Consider the following 19796-nt stretch of genomic DNA (forward strand, 5'->3'; position numbering starts at 1 on the left):
CGGTCAACCAGAAAAGATCAGACATGTTCACCGCTCGTTTTTCAGCCGTGAATCATGCCGACCGCTGGAAATCAATGGGTCCTGACCCTACGGCGAACCGGCACTCTAGATGATCCTGCGGGTTGTCTCAACCAACTGAACCCATCCCACATTCCAAATCTGAAAGGAGGAGACCTATGTCTGCTCACATTCGCTATGCCTATCTGAAGGGCCATACGTGGTTGTTCAGACGCAACTATCCCGTTGACGTGGCTTTCGCGCTGGGCGCTCAGGCGCTCAGGCGCTGAAGCAGGGCCTGAAGACCGGGGATCGTAACACCGCCCGTGTCCGAGCCGCTGAAGTCAATGCGCGCTTCGAGACGCTGGTGGAGCAGGTGCTCTCGAAAGGCAGCGGAGGATTTGGCCGCTCGTGCTCAGGGGTTCCGTGACGCTGAAGCCTATTGGCAGTGGTTGGCAGACTATGTTGTCCGGCGGCGACCACCTTCATAGACAGAACCCTCGGCGGCCCTTAGCGGGTTGCCGGGGGTGTCCGCTTTGCTTTCTTTTTGCTGAAGCGGGTGTTGGTCGTAGGTGGCGGAATGAAGGCTGTGCGGACAAAGCTGCCAACCTATGCTTCATGGCGCGGGCAATTTACTTGCCCACACCAAAGATCTGCTTCGACTTTGCAGCTTATTCAATTGCAGGTAGCCCGGTGACCGCCTCAAAAGCGTCCGAATGCGGCTCTACATGATGAGGGTCTCGCGTCCCGGGCAAGACTTCAAAGAATGGATCGAAATCGACCATTGCCTGAGCGAGGATACCGAGCACGGTGGGGTCGCCCTCTATTTGAGCTGATCCATCCGCAAGTTGCGCATCCAGTGTTTTCTCACCGGCCATTGTCAATTCCAAGTCGGCACGGCTGATTGTCAAAGTCAGATCCGGCGCATCTGCAGTGAACCCTTCGACATTTGTCAAGGTCGCGTTGCGCAACTCCACGAGGAATTTCTCACCATTGTCGGGGGTCACCAAGTTCATAGTGAACTCGTGCCCTTCGACTTTGCGGCTGTCCATCTTGATGGCAAGGAAGTTCAGGAACAGTTCCGTCGACATAGCCCGAATAACGTCCGGACTCGAAGTGTCTGGAATGTCGCCCCCCGGGATACCCGAACGCAACTCAAATGCTCCGGATAGGAAGGAATTACGAAGTCCCGGGTTTTCTTGCTGATAGCCGAGTTGTTCGTACACATCTGCCAGCAGATTCCGGGCCGACATGTTATGCGGTTCCGCTTGCACCAGCTTGTTCAGAATCTCGCTGGCCAGAAGGTACTTACCGTTGTCATGCAATTCGACTCCTCGAGCCATGATTGCGTCTGAGCCGCCCATCATTTCTACATAGAGAGGCGCTGAGTCCTCTGGCGAGTGCGGGATCAACGTTGCCGGGTTGCAGTCCCAGAAGCCAATGTAACGCTGTACAACACCTCGGCTGTTGTGCTGGGGTGAACCGTGATAGCCGCGACAGTGCCACTTGTCTTGAAGGCTTTGCGGCAGGCTATAGACGTTGTGAATCTGGTTGATCGTCACGCCTTTGTTGACGAAATGCAGCGCTTGATTGTTCATGTGTGCATAAAGGTCTCGCTGATCGCGCAAAATCGCTTGGACTCGGTCGTTGCCCCAACGTGGCCAGTGGTGCGAATAGAACATCACGTCTGCTTCTGCACCATAGAGATGAAGCGCGCGGCTGATATACTTCGACCAACGCAACGGATCGCGAACAGGTGCGCCGCGCAGTGTGTAAATATTGTGTAACGTCGCCGTAACGTTTTCCGCCATCCACAGAGCCTTCAAGTCGGGCAAGTAGGTGTTCATATTCGAAGGTGCCTCTGTCCCCGGTGTGTTCTGGAAAATCATCCTGACACCATCCACCTCGAACTCTTCGATGTCCTCTTCGACTATTCGCGTCGGCGCAATCAGTCCGACAGCACCGGCTGACACACCCTGCCCAAGACCCTGTCCGACATAGCCATGAGGACTTGCAGGCAGTAGCAGCCCATACTGGTAAAACAGGCGGCGATTCATGGCGTTGCCGGCATAAACATTCTCGGAAATTGTATGCTCCATGAAATCGCGTGGTGCGATTATTTCAACCTTACCTGCGCGGACATCGGCCTCATCAACGACACCGCGCACCCCCCCCCAATGGTCGCCGTGGGAATGCGAATATATCACCGCTGTTACGGGCAATCCTTCGCCCACATGCTGCTGGAACAACTCCAGAGCAGCGCGAGCAGGTTCCGCAGAGATAAGAGGATCAATAACAATCCACCCAGTCTTGCCGCGCACGAAAGTGACATCGGATAGGTCAAACCCACGCACTTGGAAAATGCCAGGAATAACCTCGTAGAGACCATAGTTCTGGTTCAATCGGGAAATGCGCTGCAGTGATGGGTGAATACTGTCAAAGTCAGTATCGCTATTCAGAAAATCAAATCGCTTCTTGTCCCACGCGACGTGACCGGCATCAGCCATGATCTGCGTGTCCTGCATCTCAGCAATGAGGCCGCGCTGCTGTTCTTCGAAGTCCTGCACATCAGAGAATGGAAGGGTACGCCTCGCTTCGTCCAGAATTTCCAGTGTATATTTGGACGGTGCCTTCCCTTTCGGATGGAAATGCCCTTCAAGCGGCGGTGCGGAAGCCGTGCTCTGTGCGGCTGCTTCGTCTAACAGAGCGGCGGACGAAACAGCAAATGCCGTTCCGACGCTTGGAATTGCCTTCAATACATCGCGTCTAGTGGTCATAAGTTCCCTCCTCCCAAATCTTCAAACTGTGACTATGTTTGCGATGATAGCAGCCGAGAAGCTTTGACGCATGATAAACAAATTCATTTCTTGCGATATCTGGCGTGATCTCTAGACGGTCCTTCGCTGCACTGGTCCCAGCCCCCGGAACATCAACACCAGCGACCACCCGTCAGCGCCCGAAACCAGTCGTCAGCGGTTCTGTCAGCACCAGAGACCGGCCTCTCCGGCGGTCGAAAAGTCCCGTGCTCACTGTTAGATTTGCCCCGTGCTCATTCCGCTGACGCTCCATTCCGCCCGTCGCTTCGCTCAGCAGAATGCCCCCGAAACCGCCCCAGTTTCTCGGGCTAGTGAGAAAAGTTGATAGGTTTCATCGGTGGGCAAGGATTCCTACCATCCCAGCCACCATTCTCCGAAAGAGCAACAAAATAGGGGAATTCCTCCCCTTCCACCCGTCGTGTATCCCAGTCTTCCGACAATGGGATACAAGGTGGGATACACTCTTCCAGTTCCAAAATCGGATACCGTACCCAGCGACGCAGCCGCGTCGGCCCTTATGCTTGTGTAGGAAAAGCGGATAAGTGTCATCCAAAGGTCTGGACAGCCTGCAATGGCTATTTAGACCCAGTGTGTAGTTTAGGCCCCCGAGAATGAGAGCGGCAGGCGCACTACCTTATTGATCACATGCGCGCCGCTCAGGTCGGGAAACGAGGGCCGGTTATGGTGAAGCTGGCGGAACGCTTCGATCAGCAAGACCGGCAGATATGCAATGCACAGTTCTCTCTTCGCCGCCTCATTCGGTTGATTTCGGAACCGGATTCGTATGGACCCTCAAGACGGCAATCAAGAGGTCCCTGCGGGCTTTTGGCACACCCAAGAGAGCATTTGTGCGGTACCAAATCAGGTTACGGGTCTCTACTCAGCCCGACTCTGCAAGCACTGCATGGCCTCACCCGGGCAAGATGTTGTGATTGATCCTGAACAGATTATTTGGATCATAGTTGCCTTTGATCTTTGTTAGCTTCTCGCCATGCGCGCCGTACGCGCAAGTCATATGATCCGCTTCGTCCTCTGGCATGAAGTTCACATACGCGCTGCCAGTCGAATGTGGTCGCATCTGCTCATAAAGCCTGCGCGCCCATTCAATGCATTCTCCGTCCTTTCCAGAATCTTCCCAACGCGTGTGAACGTTCATGATGAAATGCGCCGATCTTTCCGGATACGCTGTCGCGCTGGATTCAACGCGGGCCATTGCGCCACCTACATGGGCAATGAAGACTTCGCACGCCGGGTCGGGAAGGCTGGAAATTGCCTCCAGCAGACCCGCTATCGCATCCGAGGATAGCGCATCGAAATCATGGCTTTTCCAATAGTTCCGGGCCCCGGGCGTCAACAAGGGGTCAAAGGCGGCTTGCCAGTCCACGAACTTGTGCGGTGATATGACATCGGCAATCGGTTCGCCGAGCGCACGTAAAGGTGACATCGCCTTTTCACCCTCGCCCATCGGTCCACTATAGCAAGCCGCAAAGATCAGCACTTCCCGCCCATGCCATTCCTCCGGCAGGAAAGGCAGAGGCGGTGCTTTGCGCATCACGCTCCAGACGGTCAGTTCATCAGGGGAATTGTCTGCAATGGCCGCAAATTGGGCAAGAAGCTCCGGTGCTTTTTCGATCGGATGTACGATCAGGCCCGACAGAACATCGGGTCCGAGGTCGTGCAACTGGAACTCGAAGGAAGTCACGACCCCGAAATTTCCACCCCCACCGCGGATGGCCCAGAAAAGTTCGGGGTGGCTCGTGGAAGAGGCTGTTACAATCGCGCCGTCTGCAGTCACGACTTCTGCCGAAAGCAGGTTGTCGATAGTCATGCCGAATTTCCGGGTGGTCCATCCAAAGCCGCCGCCCAAGGTCAGGCCTGCGATACCCGTGGTCGAGTTGATGCCAACGGGAACGGCAAGCCCATGAGCCTGAGTTTCGCGATCCACGTCGCCAAGCAGTGCACCTGGCGCAACCCGCGCTGTCTTGTTGATGGGATCCACGTGTACAGACCGCATATGGGACAGATCGAGCATTACGGTCTCGTCCGCGACAGCATGACCTGCAATCTGATGACCGCCGGACCGGACCGACATCATGAGGCCTGCGTCTCGGACAAAGTTCACTGCCTTCTGGACATCGCTCGCCCCCATGGCGCGGATTACGAACCCGGGATAACGTTCGAACATACTGTTCCAGGTCGTCCTTGCGTCTTCATATTCCGAAGTTCCCTGCAGGTAGACACCGCCACGAAGTGAAGCATCCAGCGCGTCCAGCGCTTCCTGATCCACAGTTGCTGTGCTTCCGTCGAGTGTTTTCAGGTCATACATGCTTAGGCCTCCCCATTGTCAGGTCAGGCTTCTTGCACGGCTGCCTCATGTACTTATGAAGCCCTTCACGAAGGAGCTACGTTCTTTCAAGTAAAAGACCGGCTGACGGTCAGGCGAATATGCCCGGATCGATCTGATCCACAGGTGTTATGACATCGGCAGGAATGTTCAGGCGCTCGGCCGCCTTTCTGAGGCTCTCCTCATCAGGGGCTTCATAAAGACAATATGTCTTGCGCTTGTCTGCACTCAGGAACGAGAAAATCCACTCGACGCCGACCTCGTCATTGATTTGCTTGATGTGGATTTTGTCATCGTCGGTGACGTTCAGTTGCTCGGCGAATTGTCTTTCTATGATGTACCTTGGCATGATGCTCCCCCAAGCATGGTATGGCCTTAACTGGCTGTTCCTTCGAGCTTTGACCTTAAGGAAACCATACTCAATTTCTGCGAAATTGCCAACGCTTCCCCTTCCAGTTGAAACGCCAGCTTCAGATCACTCGCGCTACCCCGGCGCCGCAGCGCGGATGCGTAGGCTGCCTTGCTATGCGCAATCCAGGGCGGGCATTTCATGTGCGTGTCTACTTCGATAGCCTTTTCGAACATCCTTTCGGCAATATCCCAGTCCTTCAGCAGCGCGGCCAGACTGCCAAGGCGTCTCGCAGCGGCCCCGGTGCAAACTGTGGTTGCCCCAGCGGTGATCGTCAGCTCTTCGTATTGGGCAAGCATGTCAAAGAGGGTCTTGGCATGCTTAAGGTTCTCAACGGCGACGCAAATGTCGGCAAGATAGGACAATGTAGTCGAATACATGGCATCCGGTGGAAGATCGAAGCCATTTTCTGCCATTTCGTTCAAAATGCGTTCGGCTGGTTCTGTATATCCCAACTCTGCCGCGATCAGGCCAAAGCCCGGTTTCCAGGAAATATCCTCGGGGCTGTCCGTCATCAGTTTTTTGATCACCGGCGCGACCTCGTGCAGGCGGTTCTGTTCGCGGCGGATGGTGAACATCTGAACACCGAAGACACCTTCAACGTGTTCTCCGTGGGTCTTCCGACCTATCTGCACCGCCTCGGTTGCATGCTTTTCGGCCTGGTCAAAATCGCCGTCCATAATTGCAATCATGGCGCGTGCGTGTTTCTGAACCCAGTAGAGCTGCAGATGGTTTTCCTTTTCCGAGTTCTCCGCCAGCAATTCGAGCGATTTGTCCATCAGGTCTCGGTCGGCCATTTCGGCTCCGACAAACAGGCTGAGTGTCCAATTTCGACCCTGATCAATACTTCCCAGGTTCTCGGCCACCCGATGCATGGCATCGAGGTTTTCACGCCAATGGCGCGCCTCTCTTCCTTTGCGCGCGACAAACGGCGCGCCAAAATGCATCATCATCACAGAGAACTGGGATTTGTAATCACCCAGTCTCGCGGCCAGTTCCATGGATTGTTGGCCAAAACGCACGCCCTCGGAAAGCTGGCCAGCAAACATGTGCGCGCGCGCAAGTTGGCTCATCAGCCTGCACCGGCGAACTTCGTCATGGTCGGGCAGGTCCTTCAGCGCGTTGTCACAAAGTTCAATTGCCTCGCTGTATTTCTCGCTCGACATCATACACGAATCCGCAAAGTGGTTGGCCGCATCTGCAGCGAGCTCTACGTCACGTATGACACGGGCTGCGTCCGAAGCAGCTTTCAAGACCGCTATACCCTCTGGCAACTGACCCAGGCTGTCATGGCTGCGACCGATCAATATTTTGCTCTTGATCGTTTGAGCACTGTTCTCAGGTCCAAGTTTTTCCGCTGCCTTGAGTGTTTCCCGGGCGTTGACCATCGCTTCTTGGCTGGCAGATCGCGCCAGGGCCATTTCAGTCGCAGTGCGCCATTTTTCGAACGCAGCGGGCCATTCTTCGGCCTCTGAAAGATGGCGGGCGACCAATTCGGGTCGGCGTTCAATCTCAGCAGATCGCATCTGCAGCAAAGCGCGCGCCACACCTGAGTGCTGCTGCCTTCGGGTAGAGCTCAACATAGACTGATAGGCAGTGTCACGAATAAGGGCATGTCGGAAAACGAAATGCCCGCGATTATGCCCGCTTTCAAAGATCAGGCCGGTACGAGAAAGCTCTTCGAGACGCTTGATGATGTCGGCTTCATCTAGGCTCATTGCGGCACTCAATATGCTCGGCTCAAACTCTCGACCAATGACGGATCCCGTAAGCGCGACTTGTTTGGCCTCTGGTGAAACCGCATCGAGCCGCGCCATCAACGCACCTTTCAAAGATGACGGTATGTGGATTTGTCCCTGCTCTCCGGCTTCCACGATTGCGCGGGTCAGTTCCTCGACGAACAAGGGCACGCCATCCGTCTTCTCAACAATTGCGGCGATCAGCGCATCGTCCGGATCCTGACCGGTAATATTGCGAACCAGATTGAAGACATGAGCTGAATCAAACCGCCTCAGCAAGAGGGTCTGAACGTGCGAGGCTCCATCGTCACGGGCCATTTCCCAGCCCGGTCTGTGCGTTATCAACATCATCAGGGGAAGATCGGTGCAAATCGCTTTGAAACGCTCCAACAGGGCCTGCGTCGAAGGATCGATCCAATGAGCATCCTCAACGCACAGAATAACCGGGCGAACGCTTGACCGAACCTGAACCGCGTGGATCAAGGTTTGAATTGTTAGGTCGCGCTGCTCCTGCGGCGTCAAGTCGAGCACTTCTCGAGCGAGCGCGCTACGAGGCGCGACCAGTGCGGCGAAAACAGGCAAGACCTTCTCCCAGTCCAAGCCTTTTCTGCCCTCCAGCATCTTCCTGACATGGTCGAGGATCAGATCGTCATCAAAGTCCGGTTCAACATCCGCGTCCTGGGAAATTCGCTGCGTAACCGGGTGGAAAGGACTGCTGGTCAGATAAGGGGAACAGTTCAGTCTTATCACATCGGCTTCGTCAGTTGCGGCGACTTCTGCAAGGAATTCCTCTGTCAGGCGCGATTTTCCAATTCCGGCCTCGCCCGCCAGAAGGACAACCTCCCCATGACCGCTTTTGGCGCGTTGCCACGACTGCAAAAGGATCCCTTTTTCGTAATCCCTGCCAATCATGGCGCTGCCGGCGTCATTTCTGTGTGAAGCGCGAAAACGGCTCTCCGCGCTGCGCTCCGAAACTACTTTCAACAGAGTGCGTGGTTCTCTGAACCCCTTGAGTTCGGTTTGCCCAAGAGATTTGAACTCAAAAATCTGATGCAAGGCTGCTTCGGTTTCTTCAACAGACAAGACGACTGAGTTTGGTTCTGCATATTCCTGCAAACGAGCCGCAAGATTGACGATCGGGCCGGTCATTGCGCCTTCTTCGTAAGTATTTTCTCCGACCGTGTCGCCGACCACCACATCACCACTCGCAACGCCCAGCCTGACAGACAAACGCTCGCCGTCCGGCGTTTTAAGTTCTTTGACCCGTCGAACAGCCTCAAGACCGGCCTTTACCGCGCGAACAGCGTGATCTTCATAGGCCGTTGGCCAGCCGAAGAACACCAGAAGGCCATCGCCCAGATATTTCGCGACGTAGCCGCCATATCGGCTTACCGCCCCTGCGACGGCATCCTGGTAATTCTGCAACAGACCCCGCATGTCTTCGGGATCCAGGCGATTGGTCAGTTCTGTCGAGCCAACCAGATCAGCAAACACGACTGTTAAATGTCGCCTCTCAGCGGCTGTTTGTGTTGTAGATCTTCTTTTCGATGGACTTCCACTTTCAGCCTCATCAGAAACAAATTCCTCATCCTTCTCATCGATTTGCCCGTCCGCTGACTGGGATGAAGTGGGAAATTTCTGTTGGCTACCCAGTTCCCGAACCGCAGCGAGAATAATTTTTCGATGACCCAGACTTACCCCAAGCTCCTTGAGGTCGTCGCTTGTCAACAATGGCAAAACGCGCGCATCGATATCGTTTTCCGCAAAAGCATCTGCGTACTGACTCAATCCGAGATCATTTAGCCACTTTTCAATTTCGACCGACATATCTGGATCATGATGAGGTATGAGGCGCTAATCAAGAAAACGCTATCAACACGAACTGATTATTGGCGAAAGAAACTCACCGACGTCAGGGAAGCGGCGGGAAGTTGTTTCCGGTTGGCGTTGAATTAGGAACTCAACGCTCAGTTATGAAAGACAGCCCTGAGACGAGTTGCCTCAAACCAAGGGCTGCCCCGGCGAAGATCGCAGCGAATGTGACGGGCGCGCTGTAGGCAAGAAGTGAGAAGGCAGAGATACCTTGTCCAACGCTGCATCCAACCGCGATGACCGCGCCCGGGCCCATGATGGCGGCGCCCAGCATTTGCCGCTTGAGTTCACGTGGATCCTCGCACGCTTCCCACCGGAAATGGCCCTTGGACCAGGATCCAAGGAACGCTCCGATGAGAACACCTGAGACCGAACCGACAGCAAACGAAAGCGTGGTGCCGGATGCAGTCATCAGATAGAGTATCGTGTCACCCAGCGGCCTTGCGAATGTATGGGTCTGCACCGTCTCTGCGTCAAAGCCATGAGACGCAACCCAATACGTTCCAAGCCAACCTGAGGCGACCGCCAGTCCTACGGCTGTGCCCCAAAACACCCGCGACGGGGTGCGGCGAAACCGTTCGTTTGCCAGAGCGAAACCCACCATGGCGGCGCCGGCAAGCGCACCGATCAACCAGGCCGGAACAGAGGTCAAGCGCTCGGCCAGAAAGCTGATGCTCTGCGGCTGGCCAATATCCATTTCCACAGGAAATACCGAAACCCTGAGATATGCCAGGGGGCCCGACATTGCGACGTATGCTGACAGACCAAGGACAGATACGATTACGAATGATCGGAGGTCACCGCCCCCCAGCCTTGCCAATGCGCCGTAGCCACAGTTTCCACTGATGGCCATGCCGTAGCCGAACAGCACCCCCCCCACGATCGAGCCGATCGGGTTCCACGATTGCGCAAGATATGTCGTTTCGACGGGATCGAGCCAACCCAACGCCATAGCCGCGTGGCTACCGACAATGGCCACACCGATTGCAACGGCCCACATTCGCAGCCGCCCATCATCATCCGCGTATAGGTAGTCCTCAATCGCGCCCAACGTGCAGAATCGGCCGATACGTGCCGCCAATCCCAACACTATCCCGCCGATCAAACCGATCAGGGCAACGGAATTGGCGTCTCCCAGCAATTCGAACATGGCCAGTCCCCTCCCAAAGCTGGCGGCCTTTCAGACAGGGCCTCTAGTTTTCCCTGCAGAAAAGATCGTAAACAACTTCGAGAATCTGTGTCGATCGGTCGTCAGCCAGTCTGTAGTAGATCGTTTTTCCTTCGCGCCGGGTTTTGACCAGACCTTCGAAGCGCAGGCGAGACAGTTGTTGAGAGACCGCAGCCTGCCGAGCTGATAGCATCTCCTCCATCTGGGTGACGGATTTTTCCCCCGAGGACAGATAGCACAGGATCATAAGACGCCCTTCGTGACTGATAGCCTTCAGGAAGTTTGATGCCGTCTGGGCATTTTCCATCATTCGGTCCAGATCTTCCGCACACATGTCCTTCGAGAACACAGGCAGTTTCGATGGTTTGTCCAACAAGAATGCCTCGCTGTCTTGGCTTCACGTATTCAAAACAGTTTATATAATTTGCAGCCAATTAGCCAGAGGTCTCAATCGGTATTCCTGCGTCACGAAGCAAAACACCCAACATGCCCCAGAAAAAGTCCTCGCCCGGGTAGCCTTCGATCCGGCCGACCTCGTGGCCATTGTCCAACAAAACAAAGGTCGGCGTGTAGTAGAGAGGTTTAGTGAGAGAAATACCGTCTGGCAGTGCCGCGTGGATATCGACGCGCTGCAATGGTGCGGCATGTCCTTCGGGCGTTTTCGGGTAGATCTGAGAGATTTCGGAATCCCAACGGGCGCACCACATACACCCATCTTCCTCTGCCATCAGAAGTGTCATTTCGGCCCGTGAAGACACAGGGAAAACAAGCAATGTGATTGCCAGAACAAGCAAGAGTAATTGACGCATCTCAAGCTCCGATTGACCGCAGCATTATATCTTTACTATTTTGAATGTGTGAATGATAGCGCTTTGGGACGGATTTGACCATGCTCGACATTACATTTGCAGGAGCTTTGGTCGCGGGGCTGTTGTCCTTTCTCTCTCCTTGCATCCTGCCAATTGTGCCCTTCTACCTCAGCTATCTGGCGGGTGTCGGGATGGAGCAGATTTCAGCAGGTTCCGCCATTTCGCCCGGCGTCCGTCGCAGGGCCATGTTATCTGCAATCGCATTTGCCGCCGGGATCATCACCGTATTCATGGCACTCGGAGCGACGGCTTCGATTTTTGGGCAGTTGGTCCGAGAGTATTTCGACATTCTGCGTTGGATCGCGGCGGCCACCATCATTGCGATGGGCCTACATTTCCTTGGGCTTGTCCGCATCGGGTTTCTGTATCGCCAGATTCGCGCGGATTTAGGCGAGACGTCGAACATAAGCCTGATCGGAGCCTACGTTCTGGGACTGGCCTTTGCTTTTGGCTGGACACCCTGCGTCGGGCCGGTGCTTGCGGCAATCCTGTTTACCGCGGCAGGTACCGAGACGGCCTGGCGTGGTGCAATGCTTTTGTTCGTCTACGGTGTAGGAATGACCGCGCCGTTTGTTCTGGCGGCCTTTTTGGTTCGTCCGTTCATGCAATGGATGGCGCGGTTCAGGAAGCATTTGCCTTTGATCGAAAAGGCAATGGGCGGGATGCTGATTCTCTTCGGCGTGCTGATTGCAACCAACTCTATCAACCTCATCGCCCAGTGGATGCTGGACCATATTCCCTGGCTCGCGGCGATTGGCTAAGACAGGAGGAAGACATGAACCGAGTATTACTTTTCCTGGCAGCATGCCTGTTGGGTGGGGCCGTTTCCGCGGCGGAACTGGGCGACGACGGCTTGCACAAAACGCCGTGGATGCGCGATACGTTCAAGGACCTCCGCGACGATCTTGAAGAGGCTTCAAGCGAAGGTAAGCGCCTGGTTTTATTCATTGAACAACAAGGCTGCATCTATTGCAAAAAGATGCATGATGAGGTTTTTCCCCAGCCTGATCTGGCGGTGTATATCGAAGACAACTTCTTTGTGGTCCAATTGGATCTGCATGGAAGCACCACCGCCACCGACTTTGACGGGGAAGAAAATGAGCAAAGAGCGCTGATGCGCAAGTGGGGGATTCTGTTCACCCCGACGCTTGTTTTTCTGCCGGAAGAAGTTCCACAGGACGCCACGGCCATCAATGCGGCGGTTGCCGTCATGCCAGGCGCGTTCTCCAATGGAACAACCCTGGATCTTTTCACGTGGGTCAATGAGAAACGATACGAACTTGATAATGGTGAAGATTTTCAACGGTATCATGCGCGGCGCATTCAGGAGCGAAACAATATTTCGCAGGACTGAGCGTTAGCGTTACAAATAAAAAAATTCATTTTAATGAATTTAATGTTGCGACGAACCCTGCCCGTCGACTACGGTACGCCAAAGCTTTAGGCCGCAAAGCGCCATCGGCGCGGTAACAAATGGGAGGGATCATGAAGCTGAGACTCTTAACTTTGGTCTGCGCAATGACAGGTGTCGGCGCCTATGCGGCAGGTACAGGCCCAAAGGACGTAGCCTATGATGATTATGGTGCAATCGAGGTCTCTCTGACCGGCGTTGCAGGTGATGTCGAAAACGGCGCGATCATCGTCGGAGACAAGTCCAAGGGCAACTGCGTGGCCTGCCACGCGGTTACGGCCTTGGCGGAAATTCCGTTTCATGGCGAAGTTGGACCGATGCTGGACGGCGCTGGTGATCGTTGGAGCGAAGCAGAACTTCGTGGTTTGGTCGCAAATGCCAAGATGACGTTTGAAGGAACGGTCATGCCCGCCTTCTACAAGGATGACGGTTATATTCGCCCCGGCGACGCCTATACCGGCAAAGCTCCGTCAGCGCCTTTGACGACGATCCTCACCGCGCAGGAGATCGAGGATGTGGTCGCATTTCTGGCGACCCTGAAAGAGGAATGATCACGCATTAAGGCGTGAAATTGCGAGAATCCGAAGGAGATTGAAAATGGAACTTTCTCGTCGCGAGACTCTGGCCCTTGGCCTGAGCGCCGCGTTCCTGACACTGATGCCGCTTCGCGCCAATGCGGCCGCCGATGATGCCATCGCGGCGTTTACCGGCGGGGCGGACATGGCGGACGGTGGTGTCACCCTTACCGCGCCGGAAATTGCCGAGAATGGCAATACTGTACCGATTGAAGTCAGTGCGCCGGGTGCTTCCGCAATTCTGATCGTGGCGGCAGGCAACCCCGAGCCGGGCGTTGCCACGTTCAATTTCGGCCCGCTGGCGGCCGAACAGGCTGCTTCCACGCGCATTCGGCTTGCCGGAACGCAGGACGTCATTGCTGTGGCCAAGATGGCGGATGGTAGCTTTGCCAAGGCATCCGCGACCGTAAAAGTGACAATTGGCGGCTGCGGCGGCTGATCGCCACGCGCCCTGAAGAACAGGAGTTCAACCAATGGCATCCGGTGTAAAACCCCGCGTCAAGGTTCCCAAGACTGCCGCTGCTGGCGAAACGATCACGATCAAAACGCTGATCAGCCACAAAATGGAAAGCGGTCAGCGCAAAGACAAAGAAGGAAATGTCATCCCGCGTTCGATCATAAACCGTTTCACCTGCGAGTTTAACGGTGAGCTGGTCGTTGATGTGACGATGGAGCCGGCGATTTCGACAAACCCGTACTTCCAGTTCGAAGCAACCGTGCCCGAGGCCGGTGAGTTTGTCTTCACATGGTACGACGATGACGGTTCTGTCTACGACGAAAAGAAATCGATCGAGATCGCCTGACGGCTCGGCCGCTAAGGCAGGTCAGCGCCGGTTATGAGTTCTGGCGCTGGTCCACCAAGGGAGGAACGTAATGAAAAATAAGGCACTTACGACGATTGCGGCTATTCTGGCTTTCCCAGTGGCGGCAGTGGCCGAACCAGACGGCGACAATCTCGTGATCAACGACGAGCTGGATATGATCTCGGTAACCGCAGCACCGGCGCATGTCGAAAACTTCGACAAGATCTATTCTGGGTGGCATTTCCGAACCGATGAAACCCAGGCGCTTCAAATCGACGATTTTGACAATCCGGCGATGATCTTTGTCGATCAGGCCGCAGACCTGTTCCAGGCGGCCGACGGTGCCGCTGGTGAAAGCTGTGCCTCGTGCCATGATGGCGTGGAAAGCTTCAAGGGGTTGCAGGCGTCCATGCCCAAGGTCGATGCCGAAAGCGGCAAGCTGATGGTGATGGAAGATCTGATCAACAAGTGTCGTACGGATCGCATGGAAGCCGATGCCTGGAAATGGTCCGGTGGCGACATGCAGGGAATGGTCGCGCTGATTGGTCTGCAGTCACGCGGGATGCCGATGAACGTCGCTATTGATGGCGATGCCGCCCCCTATTGGGAGCAGGGTAAGGAAATGTACTATACCCGCTATGGCCAGTTGGAACTGAGCTGCGCCAATTGTCATGAGGACAACTGGGGCAACATGATCCGGGCGGATCACCTGAGCCAGGGTATGATCAACGGATTTCCGACCTACCGCCTGAAACAGGCCAAGCTAATTTCGCGCCACAATCGTTTCCGCGGCTGTATTCGCGACACACGGGCGGAAACCTTTGCCGAAGGATCGGATGAGTTCCGCGCGCTGGAGCTTTACGTTGCTTCGCGCGGAAACGGGCTGTCGATCGAAACTCCGGCCGTGCGTCAATAACACTGAACCCGCGCAAGAGATGTCTTGCGCGGGTTTTCATCTGATTAAACATTCACACATTTATATGTGAAATAGGAAAGCCGATAGATGATTTCGCGACGTGACTTCCTGCAGGTTTCGATGGCCGCTTCCGCGCTCTATGGGGCGTCCGGGTTTGGAAACTGGGCCAGACTTGCCGCGCAGCAAAGCCTGACGCAGGATCAGCTGCTGGAGTTTGAGACTTTTGGCAATATCAGCCTGATCCATGTCACCGACATACACGCGCAACTCAAGCCGATCTATTTCCGCGAACCCGAAGTCAATCTGGGTATCGGCGACGCGCGTGGGCACATGCCGCATGTGACGGGTGCCGCGTTTCGCAAAGCCTACGGGATCGAGGATGGAAGCCCGTCTGCCTATGCGCTGACCTACAATGATTTCGCGGCGCTGGCGAAGACCTATGGCCGGGTCGGTGGTCTGGACCGGATCTCGACAGTCATAAACGCTATCCGCGCTGACCGCCCTGATGCCCTGCTTCTGGACGGCGGCGATACATGGCACGGTTCTTACACCTGCTACCAGACGGCTGGGCAGGACATGGTAAATGTCATGAACGCGCTGAAACCTGACGCGATGACATTCCATTGGGAATTCACCCTGGGCAGCGACAGAGTCAACGAAATCGTCGAAGGTTTGCCCTTTGCCGCCCTAGGGCAGAACATCTTTGATGCCGAATGGGACGAACCCGCCGAGCTGTTCCAACCCTACAAGTTCTTTGACCGGGGCGGCGCAAAGGTCGCCGTGATCGGGCAGGCATTCCCCTACATGCCAATCGCCAACCCGGGCTGGATGTTCCCGGAATACTCTTTCGGCATTCGGGACGAAAACATGCAGGTCATGGTCGACGAAGTGCGCGATGCCGGTGCCGATGTTGTCGTTGTCCTCAGCCACAATGGGTTCGACGTTGACAAAAAGATGGCCGCCCGAGTGCAGGGGATCGACGTGATCCTCAGCGGTCACACCCATGATGCGTTGCCCGAGCCAGTTCTGGTTGGCAAGACCCACATCATCGCGTCGGGTTCGAATGGTAAATTCGTCAGCCGCGTGGACCTGGATGTGCGGGATGGCCAGATGATGGGGTTGAAGCACAAGCTGATCCCGATCTTCTCGGACGTTATCGCCCCAGATCCTGCCATTTCTGCCTTGATCAACGATCAACGCGCACCTTATCAAGCGGCATTGAGCGAGGTCATCGGAAAGACCGACTCGTTGCTTTACCGCCGGGGCAACTTTAACGGCACTTGGGATGATCTGATCTGCGATGCCCTGATCAACCAGCGCGAGGCGGACATCGCAATGTCCCCCGGCGTCCGTTGGGGGCCGTCGATCCTGCCGGGGCAGGACATAACGCGCGAAGACATCTGGAACGTCACCTCGATGTCCTATCCGAACGCGTATCGCACGGAAATGACGGGCGAATTCATCCACGTGATCCTCGAAGATGTCGGTGACAACCTGTTCAACCCAGATCCCTATTACCAGCAGGGCGGCGACATGGTGCGTGTCGGCGGGCTTGGCTACCGCATCGACGTAACCAAACCGCAAGGGCAGCGGATCAGTGAAATGACCCTGCTCAAGACCGGCGAGGCGATTGATCCGTCGAAAACCTACGTCGTGGCGGGTTGGGCCAGCGTCAACGAAGGCACCGAAGGCCCACCCATTTGGGATGTCGTCGAAAACCACATTCGCAGCCAGGGCACCGTGACCGTCGAGCCGAATACATCGGTCGACGTCATCGGCGCCTGAGGCCGCGGCCGGAACTTGCAACACATAAACAAAATTTGCTGATCGAGTAACGGAGGCAAACACGATGAGTGAAAACTCCAGAGAAAAGGCGCCCTCCCGCCGCCAATTTCTAAGTGGCGCGGCCGCCCTTGGAGTAGGAGCAGTCGGCGCCGGAGCAGCGCGCGCTGCCGGCCCCGACCCGCTGATTACCCAGGTTCAGGAATGGGCACAGGCCACTGGTGAGGGCGTGGATGCGACCCCCTACGGGTTGCCGATCCAGTTTGAAGACGACGTCGTGCGCCGCAATGTCGAGTGGCTGACCGCCGACACGATCAGTTCGATAAACTTCACACCGATCCACGCGTTGGACGGTACAATCACGCCGCAGGGTTGCGCGTTCGAAAGGCATCATTCAGGCGCCATCGAACTGAGCAAGGCGGACTACCGGCTTATGATCAACGGACTGGTCGATACACCCCTTGTGTTCACCTACGAAGACCTTGAACGCTTCCCGCGAGAGAACCGCGTTTATTTCTGCGAGTGCGCTGCAAATACAGGTATGGAATGGGCCGGTGCGCAACTGAATGGTGCGCAGTTCACCCATGGAATGATCCACAACATGGAGTATTCCGGCGTATCGCTTCGCACCCTGCTGGAAGAGGCCGGCGTGAAGCCCCAAGGCAAGTGGGTTTACATTGAAGGGGCGGATGCATCCTCGAACGGGCGCTCGATCCCGCTGGAAAAGGCCATGGACGACGTGCTCGTGGCCTTCAAGGCCAATGGCGAGGCGTTGCGCAAGGAACATGGCTATCCGGTTCGCCTGGTCGTCCCCGGTTGGGAAGGCAACATGTGGGTCAAATGGTTGCGCCGTGTCGAGGTCACGGAAATGGCGATTGAGAGCCGCGAGGAGACTTCGAAATACACCGACACGCTGGAAGACGGCACATCCCGCAAATGGACCTGGGTCATGGACGCCAAGTCCGTTGTAACGTCGCCCAGTCCACAGGCTCCGATCAAGCACGGACCGGGACCCTTGGTGATCACAGGGTTGGCCTGGTCTGGAAGAGGCTCGATCACGGTTGTCGACGTTTCCGTGGACGGGGGCAAGAACTGGATTCCGGCCCGACTGGCAGCGCCCGGTACGGACAAGGCGCTGACCCGCTTTTATCTGGACTACAACTGGGACGGGTCCGAAATGCTTCTGCAGGCCCGCGCGAAGGATTCCACAGGCTATGTCCAGCCAAGCAAGGCCCAACTGCGTGAAGTGCGCGGCGAGAATTCAATTTACCACAACAATTGCATCCAGACCTGGTGGATCAAAGAGACCGGAGAGGCGGAAAATGTCGAAGTATCCTGAGCTGTTGGCCGCCTCTGCCCTTGCTTTATGTTTGGCCGTACCGGCTCATGCCGAAAAATTCGGACTTGGACGGCCAGCACTGTCAGAAGAGATTGCGGCGTGGGATCTGGACGTCGCTCCGGACGGAACCGGGTTGCCGGAGGGTTCTGGTGACGTGTTCACCGGAGAAGAGGTCTTTGCCGAGCAATGCGCGGTCTGCCACGGCGATTTCGCGGAAGGCGTGGACAACTGGCCCAAACTGGCGGGCGGCGAAGGCACACTGGCCGACAAGGACCCCCTGAAAACAGTTGGGTCCTATTGGCCCTATCTTTCGACGGTCTGGGACTATGTAAACCGGTCCATGCCCTTCGGAAACGCACAGTCGCTGGAAACGGATGATGTCTATGCGATGGTGGCCTATATCCTTTATTCCAATGACATCGTCGATGACGAGTTTACTCTGTCGCACGAGAATTTCCTCGAAGTCGAAATGCCGAATGCGGGCGGTTTCATCGTGGATGATCGTGAAACCGCTGAGGCCCATTTCTGGACCAGCGAACCTTGCATGACCGATTGCAAGGAAAGCGTGGAAATCACCATGCGCGCGGCCGTTTTGGATGTTACGCCTGAAGAAACCGCAGCAATGGCGACCGAGGCGCAGCCTTCGGTTCAGGAAGCATCGGTGGCGGTCGAAGAGAAACCGGCGGAAGCTACAGCAGTAGAACAAACCGCCGCACTTGATCCCGAGATGATCGAAAGCGGAAAGAAAGTTTTCAAGAAGTGCCAATCCTGTCATCAGGTCGGTGAAAGTGCCAAGCACCGGACGGGCCCTGCCTTGAATGGGATTATCGGGGCCAATGCCGGTGCTGTCGAAGGGTTCAAATATTCCAAGGCAATGAAGGCGGCTGCCGATGACGGCCTCGTCTGGACTGACGAAGAAATGGCGGCGTTTCTGGCAAAGCCCAAAGCCTACATGAAGGGGACCCGAATGTCTTTCGCGGGCCTTAAGAAAGAGGACGATATCCAGGCGGTCATTGTCTATCTCAAGTCGTTCGGAGGCTGACCATGGGGTGGCCGAAGGTACTGAGTTGTGCTGCGGTCTTGGGTGGTCTTGCACCCATGGCAAGCGCAACCGAGGACCTGGGCGATGCGGACGCCGGGAAAGCTGTGTTCGCGCAGTGTAAAGGCTGCCACGAGGTCGGTGACGGGGCTGAAAACAAGATCGGTCCACATCTGAACGGAATCTTCGGACGCAAGGCCGCCGGGCTGGATGGCTTCAACTATTCGAAAAGCCTGAAACGTGCAGGAAATTCGGGCCTGGAATGGCACGCGGACACCCTGTCGGCTTACATCGAAAACCCACGTGCCTTTGCGTCAGGAACACGGATGAGTTTTCGCGGTTTGAAGACCGCGGAAGACCGGGCAAACGTTATCGCATATCTTCGGGCGTTTTCGGACAATCCCCGGGATATTCCCGAAGCGGATCCAACGGCTAAAAGTACCGATCGCTCGGTCGACCCGGCAATTCTGGCGATCCAGGGTGATCCTGAATACGGCGCATATCTCAGCAGCGAATGTACGACATGCCATCAGATCGAAGGGGCCGACGATGGCATTCCGTCGATCGTGTATTGGCCTGATGAGGACTTCTTGGTCGCCATGCACGCATACAAGCAAAAGCAGCGGCCCCATCCGGTCATGCAAATGATCGCCGGACGGCTAAGCAACGACGAGATCGCGGCCTTGGCCGCCTATTTCAACAATCCAGAGTGAAAGT

17 protein-coding genes are annotated in these 19796 nt (G+C 55.8%); 10 read left to right on the forward strand and 7 right to left on the reverse strand.

Annotated features, from left to right (window positions below; translation table 11 throughout):
- Positions 1-668: 668 nt before the first annotated feature.
- From ACR0J8_RS17365 to ACR0J8_RS17395, 7 genes are all read right to left on the reverse strand, one after another.
- Complete coding sequence (locus tag ACR0J8_RS17365) at positions 669-2774, reverse strand: alkyl/aryl-sulfatase (RefSeq protein WP_480891374.1); 2106 nt, start codon at positions 2772-2774, stop codon at positions 669-671.
- Between the two features lie 949 nt (positions 2775-3723).
- On the reverse strand, positions 3724-5139 hold the full coding sequence (locus tag ACR0J8_RS17370) for an FAD-binding oxidoreductase (RefSeq protein ID WP_480523523.1): 1416 nt from the start codon (positions 5137-5139) through the stop codon (positions 3724-3726).
- A 109-nt stretch (positions 5140-5248) separates the two neighbouring features.
- A complete protein-coding gene (locus tag ACR0J8_RS17375; RefSeq protein ID WP_170617216.1) occupies positions 5249-5506 on the reverse strand; it encodes a DUF4242 domain-containing protein in 258 nt (85 codons plus the stop codon).
- Between the two features lie 26 nt (positions 5507-5532).
- Positions 5533-9132 carry an adenylate/guanylate cyclase domain-containing protein gene (locus ACR0J8_RS17380; RefSeq protein WP_480891377.1) on the reverse strand — a complete coding sequence of 1200 codons (3600 nt, stop codon included), beginning with the start codon at positions 9130-9132 and terminating at the stop codon, positions 5533-5535.
- A 133-nt stretch (positions 9133-9265) separates the two neighbouring features.
- Positions 9266-10327: a YeeE/YedE family protein gene (locus ACR0J8_RS17385; RefSeq protein WP_480523527.1), complete on the reverse strand. Its 1062-nt coding sequence runs from the start codon at positions 10325-10327 to the stop codon at positions 9266-9268.
- Positions 10328-10370: 43 nt separating this feature from the next.
- The gene (locus ACR0J8_RS17390; RefSeq protein WP_170617300.1) at positions 10371-10679 is read right to left on the reverse strand and encodes a metalloregulator ArsR/SmtB family transcription factor; all 309 of its coding nucleotides are present in this window, start codon (positions 10677-10679) and stop codon (positions 10371-10373) included.
- Between the two features lie 100 nt (positions 10680-10779).
- On the reverse strand, positions 10780-11154 hold the full coding sequence (locus tag ACR0J8_RS17395) for a thioredoxin domain-containing protein (RefSeq protein ID WP_170807468.1): 375 nt from the start codon (positions 11152-11154) through the stop codon (positions 10780-10782).
- 80 nt (positions 11155-11234) lie between these two features.
- Between ACR0J8_RS17395 and ACR0J8_RS17400 the strand changes: the two genes are divergently transcribed.
- The 10 genes from ACR0J8_RS17400 to ACR0J8_RS17445 all read left to right on the forward strand — a co-directional run bounded on the left by ACR0J8_RS17400 (position 11235) and on the right by ACR0J8_RS17445 (position 19792).
- Positions 11235-11975, forward strand: a complete 741-nt coding sequence (locus ACR0J8_RS17400) for a cytochrome c biogenesis CcdA family protein (RefSeq protein WP_480523529.1) — start codon at positions 11235-11237, stop codon at positions 11973-11975.
- Positions 11976-11989: 14 nt separating this feature from the next.
- The gene (locus tag ACR0J8_RS17405) at positions 11990-12568 is read left to right on the forward strand and encodes a thioredoxin family protein (RefSeq protein WP_480523530.1); all 579 of its coding nucleotides are present in this window, start codon (positions 11990-11992) and stop codon (positions 12566-12568) included.
- Positions 12569-12699: 131 nt separating this feature from the next.
- A complete protein-coding gene (gene soxX / locus ACR0J8_RS17410) occupies positions 12700-13176 on the forward strand; it encodes a sulfur oxidation c-type cytochrome SoxX (RefSeq protein WP_480523532.1) in 477 nt (158 codons plus the stop codon).
- Positions 13177-13222: 46 nt separating this feature from the next.
- On the forward strand, positions 13223-13639 hold the full coding sequence (gene soxY, locus ACR0J8_RS17415) for a thiosulfate oxidation carrier protein SoxY (RefSeq protein WP_321254752.1): 417 nt from the start codon (positions 13223-13225) through the stop codon (positions 13637-13639).
- 34 nt (positions 13640-13673) lie between these two features.
- The gene (soxZ, locus tag ACR0J8_RS17420; RefSeq protein WP_170617232.1) at positions 13674-14003 is read left to right on the forward strand and encodes a thiosulfate oxidation carrier complex protein SoxZ; all 330 of its coding nucleotides are present in this window, start codon (positions 13674-13676) and stop codon (positions 14001-14003) included.
- A gap of 70 nt (positions 14004-14073) precedes the next feature.
- The gene (soxA, locus tag ACR0J8_RS17425; protein ID WP_480523534.1) at positions 14074-14919 is read left to right on the forward strand and encodes a sulfur oxidation c-type cytochrome SoxA; all 846 of its coding nucleotides are present in this window, start codon (positions 14074-14076) and stop codon (positions 14917-14919) included.
- An 87-nt stretch (positions 14920-15006) separates the two neighbouring features.
- Entirely contained in the window at positions 15007-16704 is a 1698-nt protein-coding gene (soxB, locus tag ACR0J8_RS17430) for a thiosulfohydrolase SoxB (RefSeq protein ID WP_480891384.1), read from the forward strand.
- Between the two features lie 64 nt (positions 16705-16768).
- Entirely contained in the window at positions 16769-18040 is a 1272-nt protein-coding gene (gene soxC / locus ACR0J8_RS17435; protein WP_480891387.1) for a sulfite dehydrogenase, read from the forward strand.
- Positions 18024-19082: a c-type cytochrome gene (locus tag ACR0J8_RS17440; protein WP_480891389.1), complete on the forward strand. Its 1059-nt coding sequence runs from the start codon at positions 18024-18026 to the stop codon at positions 19080-19082. Before soxC ends, ACR0J8_RS17440 begins: the two co-directional genes overlap by 17 nt.
- Positions 19083-19138: 56 nt before the next feature.
- On the forward strand, positions 19139-19792 hold the full coding sequence (locus ACR0J8_RS17445) for a c-type cytochrome (RefSeq protein WP_480523821.1): 654 nt from the start codon (positions 19139-19141) through the stop codon (positions 19790-19792).
- The last annotated feature ends 4 nt before the right edge of the window (positions 19793-19796 follow it).

The sequence above is a fragment of the Ruegeria sp. N11 genome (genome assembly GCF_056531525.1).